The 6,393-nt window shown below is 44.4% G+C and carries 6 protein-coding genes; 2 read left to right on the top strand and 4 right to left on the bottom strand.

Going from position 1 to position 6,393, the window contains the following annotated elements:
* Positions 1–319: 319 nt before the first annotated feature.
* The 4 genes from artM to artP form a co-directional block, all read right to left on the bottom strand.
* Positions 320–988: an arginine ABC transporter permease ArtM gene (gene artM, locus AB6E08_RS22405; RefSeq protein ID WP_371708650.1), complete on the bottom strand. Its 669-nt coding sequence runs from the start codon at positions 986–988 to the stop codon at positions 320–322.
* On the bottom strand, positions 985–1,671 hold the full coding sequence (artQ, locus tag AB6E08_RS22410; protein ID WP_009846801.1) for an arginine ABC transporter permease ArtQ: 687 nt from the start codon (positions 1,669–1,671) through the stop codon (positions 985–987). Before artQ ends, artM begins: the two co-directional genes overlap by 4 nt.
* 3 nt (positions 1,672–1,674) lie before the next feature.
* On the bottom strand, positions 1,675–2,418 hold the full coding sequence (locus AB6E08_RS22415) for a lysine/arginine/ornithine ABC transporter substrate-binding protein (protein ID WP_009846802.1): 744 nt from the start codon (positions 2,416–2,418) through the stop codon (positions 1,675–1,677).
* 103 nt (positions 2,419–2,521) lie between these two features.
* Positions 2,522–3,250 (bottom strand): arginine ABC transporter ATP-binding protein ArtP, encoded by a 729-nt coding sequence (gene artP, locus AB6E08_RS22420; protein ID WP_009846803.1) that lies wholly within the window; start codon positions 3,248–3,250, stop codon positions 2,522–2,524.
* A 541-nt stretch (positions 3,251–3,791) separates the two neighbouring features.
* On the opposite strand from artP, the gene AB6E08_RS22425 reads away from it, so the two are divergent.
* Entirely contained in the window at positions 3,792–5,627 is a 1,836-nt protein-coding gene (locus AB6E08_RS22425; RefSeq protein ID WP_371708648.1) for an ABC transporter ATP-binding protein/permease, read from the top strand.
* A 198-nt stretch (positions 5,628–5,825) separates the two neighbouring features.
* Entirely contained in the window at positions 5,826–6,290 is a 465-nt protein-coding gene (locus tag AB6E08_RS22430; RefSeq protein WP_016786146.1) for a thioesterase family protein, read from the top strand.
* The last annotated feature ends 103 nt before the right edge of the window (positions 6,291–6,393 follow it).

Genomic DNA, 6,393 nt, shown 5'->3' on the forward strand with positions numbered 1-6,393 from the left:
CCTCCGCGAAGCGGCTTAGTTCAACAGCTATATTAGACAGAATAATTCTGCATTTAAATATAGAATTTTTCTATCTAGTTTCTTATGCACGGCACTCTACCATGATTAATCACAGTATTTCAGTGACTTAAAACATAGATAAGCTCATTGAATGACAAAATGCAGAATATTTCTATATAGTATGGTTTTAGCGAAAACCTCACTAAACTGTACGTAAACACAGTACCCACCTTACATACCCCAAACACAAAAAAACCTGCCATTTATGCGAAAATAAATGGCAGGCTTTATACGTTAGTTACGCTTGTGAATTGCTAGCTTACGCCGCTTCGAATGCGAGGGCCTTCTTCTCTACCTGACGGAAGACCAGCGTTAATACACCATTCACGGCTAGGTAGAATGCGCCAGCAATGCCGAACACTGTTAGCGTGTCGTAGGTTTGGCCGTTGATACGCTGAGCGTAACCCATCAAATCCATGATGGTGATGGTGCTTGCCAGTGATGTACCTTTGAAGACTAGAATCACTTCGTTCGAGTATGCTGGAACGGCGCGACGTAGAGCGTATGGCAGTAACACTTTAAGCGTTGCGATTTTGTCCATGCCTAATGCGCGACATGCTTCCCACTGCCCTGCTGGAATCGCGTTGAATGCACCTCTGAACAGTAGCGTGCTGTATGCCGCGGTGTTCAGTGCGAGTGCTAACATTGCGCAGAACCAAGGTTGGCTAAGCCATGTCCATAGGAAGCTTTCACGAATCCAATCGAACTGACCCGGGCCGTAATACACCAAGAAGATCTGAACCAACAATGGTGTGCCGGTAAACAGCGTAATGATGCCACGAGTTAACCAGTGAATCGCCGGTATTCTTAGGATTAGCGTTACCGTCATCAGCAATGACAAGATACAACCAACAAGCAATGAAGCACCTGTGAGTTGAAGACTGATCACTAAGCCTTCAAGCATTTGAGAGAGGTATTGTTGATTCATGCCATTGCCCCTTTGTTACCCAAACCTTGAATAGAGAACTTACCATCAATCACTTTTACCAATCTTTGTGTGATTAAAGTGATGACCAAGTAGATTGCTGCTGCTGTCGCGTACCAAGTAAATGCTTCGTGCGTTGCCGCAGATGTTAATTGCGCTTGTTTCAACAGATCGGTTACGCCAATCAATGAAACCAGTGCAGTGTCTTTCAATAGAACCAGCCATTGGTTGGTTAACCCTGGTAGCGCGTGTCTCACTGCTTGTGGCAATACGACTCTGAAGAAAGCACGAGATTGTGAAATACCAAGCGCACTTGCTGCTTCTCTCTGCCCTTTGCTTACTGCTTTCAACGCACCACGAATAGTTTGCGAAGCGTAAGAAGCAAAAATAAGTGACAGTGCAACAACACCAGATAAGAACGGGCTCACTTCTATGAAGTCGCCAGTGATCATGAACAGAACTTGTGTCGAACCAAAGTAGATAAACAGTACGACCAGAATTTCTGGTAAACCACGAACAATCGTCACAAATGCAGTCGTTGGCCATTTGATTGCAATACGACGAGACATCTCACCACTTGCAAACAACACTGCTAGAACCAATCCAACCAATAGGCTTACGAACGCAAGCTGAACTGTCATCCAGCTTGCTTCGACGAGCCCTAAAGAGTAACCCGTTAATTCCATAGATTACTTACCGAAGTACTTGTTAAAGATCTTGTCGTATTCGCCGTTCGCTTTCACTGCTGCAAGTGCAACGTTAAGCTGGTCTACAAGTTCTTGGTTACTCTTGTTTACTGCGATACCAAAGCCGTTACCGAAGTACTCTTGGTTTGTTACTTGGTCGCCAACATACGTTAGGTTGTCTTGCTTTTTGAACCATTCAGCTACTACCGCTGTGTCACCAAATACTGAATCGATACGACCGTTTTTCATGTCGATGAATGCATCTTGGTAGCTTGAGTAAGGTACCGCTGTTACGCCAGCCATTTGCTCAAGTAGGAAGCTCTGGTGAGTTGAACCGTTTTGAACGCCAACACGCTTACCTTCTAGTGCTGCTTGGTCTGCTACTTTGCCTTCAATAGAGATGAATGCTGCAGAGTTGTCGTAGTAAGCGTTAGAGAAGTTTACTTGTTTAAGACGCGCTTCAGTGATGTCCATTGCCGAAATAGCGGCATCGTAACGTTTGAATTTAAGCGCTGGGATTAAGCTATCGAACGCTTGGTTGTGAAAAGTACAAGTCGCTTTCATCTCTTCACAAAGTGCGTTTGCTAGGTCTACGTCAAAACCTTGGATTTGGTTGTTCTCGTCCATGTATTCGAATGGTGCGTAAGTTGCTTCCATTGCGAATTTGATTTCGTCTTGTGCCGATGCATTAACAGCCATGCCTGCTGAAGAAAGGCCGATAAGTGAAGCTAGTAGAATCTTTTTCATTTTGTTACTCCGAATCTGTGTGATTTTGACCTGTGGCCATTTTTATAATTTGATTGTTTTAATCGATGTTGTGTTTAGCTAAATCTAGTGAGTCAACTTAGGTTTAATGCGTAAGATACTCGGCAAACTCGGGTGTCTGCGGGTTAACGAATGAATCGCTGGTGCCGTGTTCAACGATGTACCCTTTTTCTAGATACAGAACGTGGCTAGCAATCTTCTTCGCGAAATCAACTTCGTGTGTCACAACCACTTGAGTAATGCCCGTTCCACTCAACTCTTTAATAATGCTCACAACTTGGTTGGTGATCTCAGGATCAAGCGCCGCTGTTGGTTCATCAAACAACAACACATCCGGTTTCATCATCAGCGCACGTGCAATCGCAACACGCTGTTGTTGACCACCAGACAGTTGAAGTGGCCAAGCGTCTGCTTTGTCGGCAAGTTGAAGTGTCTTTAGTACTTCTTGAGCTTGCTTAATCGCTTCTTGCTTATCTAAACCCGCGACTTTGGTGGGAGCTTCAATTAAGTTTTCCATCACCGTCATATGTGGCCACAAGTTGTATTGTTGGAACACCATGCCAACTTTACGACGAAGTTTAAGCCCCTGCTTTTCTTGGATCTGGCTTGAAAAATCGAATTGCTCGTTCGCAATGTCTAATTCGCCGTTGTCCGCGATTTCTAACAGGTTCAATACACGCAGTAATGAACTCTTGCCCGCACCGCTTGGGCCAAGCAATACCAAGGTTTCGCCACTTTCACAGTCAAAGCTGATGTCATGAAGAACTTGGGTATTACCGTATGATTTGTTGATGCTCTTTACTTGAATACTCATGCCACAATACTGCATTAATTGTCATTTGTTGGTTATTCTATTCAACTCGAGGTTTTATGCAAGAAAAATGTATAAAAAACTATTTTGTTGAATTTTTGCAACGAAAGTTGCGCAAAAAACAGTCGCTATAATTGGTCTTACAACCAAAAGTCACAAGTTGCTGATAAGCTTGCAATCGATGGAAAAGAAAACGTTTATCTTCCAATTAAAAAATCAGTACAATAGCTAAGAACCTGTAGCTTCTATTCGCCATTGGCTTACGCTCACATGCATAAAAATTAGAATCAAATAGCTCGTTTGATCTTTATTTCAAGCGCCACTAAATGCTTAATGTTCCTTTTGAACAGTAAGATTCCCTCACTTGCTAGGCATCAAAGTCCGAAAATTGAGTATCCTAGGAAGCATCAGTCAGCGATGCGTGCTTTAATGGTTTCTCTTGTAAGCAACAAACATTTACGAACGACTAGCACTTAATTCGTGACATGTACGTACAAACAACAAGCCATCTACTCTTAAAGCGACAACACATTAAGGCAGTCATATGCAAAACGACGTCTCTTCTACGCGTGACTCTACTCAGCGAACGGCTCAACGATCGACTAAAAAAGCGCCACAACCCAAACCTGAGAAGAAAAGCCTCAGTATTTTATTTGAGCTCAGCAAATTTATTCAGCCCTATAAAGGCCGTGTGATTGCAGCATTGATTGCGTTGATCTTCACGGCGAGCTTAACCCTTTCAGTCGGACACGGTATTCGTCTTCTTATCGACCAAGGCTTCAGTCAACAATCGTTATCAGATTTAGGCAGTGCGATTCAATTCATCATGGTTGTAGTCGTGTTGATCTCGATTGGCACCTTTTTCCGCTTCTATTTAGTCTCTTCTGTTGGGGAGCGTGTGAGTGCAGATATTCGCCTGTCGGTTTTCAATCACGTGGTGACACTTCATCCGAGTTACTTTGAAACCAATGGCAGTGGCGACATCATGTCGCGTATCACAACCGACACAACTCTGCTTCAAAGCATTATTGGTTCGTCGTTTTCTATGGCGATGCGTAGCGCATTAATGTGTATTGGCGCAATCATCATGCTGTTCGCGACCAACATTAAGCTAACGCTGATCGTGTTGGCCTCAGTGCCGTTTATCCTGATTCCGATTTTGGTATACGGTCGACGAGTGAGAGCCCTATCTCGCCAAAGCCAAGATTCGATGTCTGATGTGGGTTCTTATGCTGGCGAAGCGATTGAACACATCAAAACGGTGCAAAGCTACAGCCGAGAAGCGCAAGAGAAAGCATCGTTCGCAATTGAAGTAGAAAAGGCTTATGAGATTGGTCGCCAACGTGTAAAACAACGCGCGATTCTTATCTCTGGCGTGATTGTTATCGTGTTCAGCGCGATTGCAGGCATGCTTTGGGTTGGCGGCAGTGATGTTATTAACGGCACGATGTCGGCGGGTGACTTAGCGGCGTTTGTCTTCTATGCGATCATGGTCGCTTCATCACTAGGTACGATTTCTGAAGTGATGGGTGAACTGCAACGTGCGGCAGGTGCGACAGAACGATTAATTGAAATTCTACAAGTTGAAAGCCATATTGTTGCGCCTGTAGAAAACCCAACATCACTCGATAACGTGACACCAGAAGTCGCTTTTGATGATGTGACCTTCTGTTACCCATCAAGACCCGACCAGCCCGCAACAAGCAACCTCACGCTAACGGCCCATGAAGGTAAAGTGTTGGCATTGGTTGGCCCGTCTGGCGCAGGTAAAACCACCCTATTTGAACTGCTGCAACGTTTCTACGACCCACAAATAGGCAAAGTAACGTTCGGCGGTGTTGAACTGAATCAGTTTGATCCGAACGAGCTAAGAAAGCAGATGGCATTAGTCCCTCAGCAACCCGCTCTGTTCAGCAACGATGTGTTCCATAACATTCGATACGGGAACCCAGAAGCAACGGACGAGCAAGTTATCGAAGCGGCGAAAAAAGCGCACGCGCACGAGTTCATTCAGAACTTACCTGAAGGCTATCACAGCTTTCTTGGTGAACGTGGCGTTAGATTGTCTGGCGGGCAGCGTCAGCGTATTGCCATCGCTCGTGCCATCCTAAAAGATCCGAATATTCTCTTGTTGGACGAAGCAACCAGTGCGCTAGACAGTGAAAGTGAGCATCACGTTCAACAAGCTTTAGAAGAGTTAATGCGTGGCAGAACGACCATCATTATCGCCCATCGATTATCAACAATTAAACACGCCGACCAGATTGCGGTGCTAGATAAAGGGCAGCTAGTAGACATTGGCGACCACCAGTCGCTCATCAATAGCTGCGAATTGTACCAACGCTTAGTTGAACTGCAATTCAGACACCTCAATGTGTGAACATTGAGTGGATGTGCAACTAAGTCACTGACATTGTGTGGTTTCAAGCTTCAAAAACTTAAATCACACGTGTTGCAGTTTTGTTAATTTAGCGGTAGGGTTTTTATTCCAATAACAACTGATCCCGATGAAGGGTAAATAGATAACGTTAATTACCCAGATAACACTAACTACACAGATAACAATAAGAGAGTTCGCATGGAAGCACTATTATCTGACTACCCGGTAGTAACAGAAATCCCTGTCGCTTGGGGAGAAATGGACGCCCTTAATCACGTTAACAACGCCGTATATTTTCGTTATTTCGAAACGGCTCGCTTAGATTTTTTCAAGCATGTCGAGCTGATGGAAGAGATGGCGATTACCAAAGTTGGCCCTGTTCTTGGTGACACTTACTGTAAGTATTTCCGCCCAGTCACGTATCCAGATACCTTAATGATTGGCTCTCGTGTCACTGATATTCAAGATGACCGATTCACCATGGAATATGCGATTGTCAGTAAAACTCAGCAGAAACTGACGACCATTGGCACCGCGACTATCGTGATGTTTGATTTTGCTTCGAATCAAAAAGCCCTGCTCTCGCTGCGCTTAACCAATGAAATCGAAAAGATGAACACGTTGAAAAGCCCATGCTTCAAACAAGAAGCCGTGACGGAATAGCGTATTCGCTGATTCAAAATACTCAGATACAAAAAGGCCACTCGATTGAGTTAATGCCGTTCGGATAAGCATTATTGCTTGAACCTGAACGGATATTTGGCTG

This window comes from Vibrio sp. 10N.247.310.24, from assembly GCF_041467175.1.
In the GTDB taxonomy this organism is placed as follows: domain Bacteria; phylum Pseudomonadota; class Gammaproteobacteria; order Enterobacterales; family Vibrionaceae; genus Vibrio; species Vibrio tasmaniensis_A.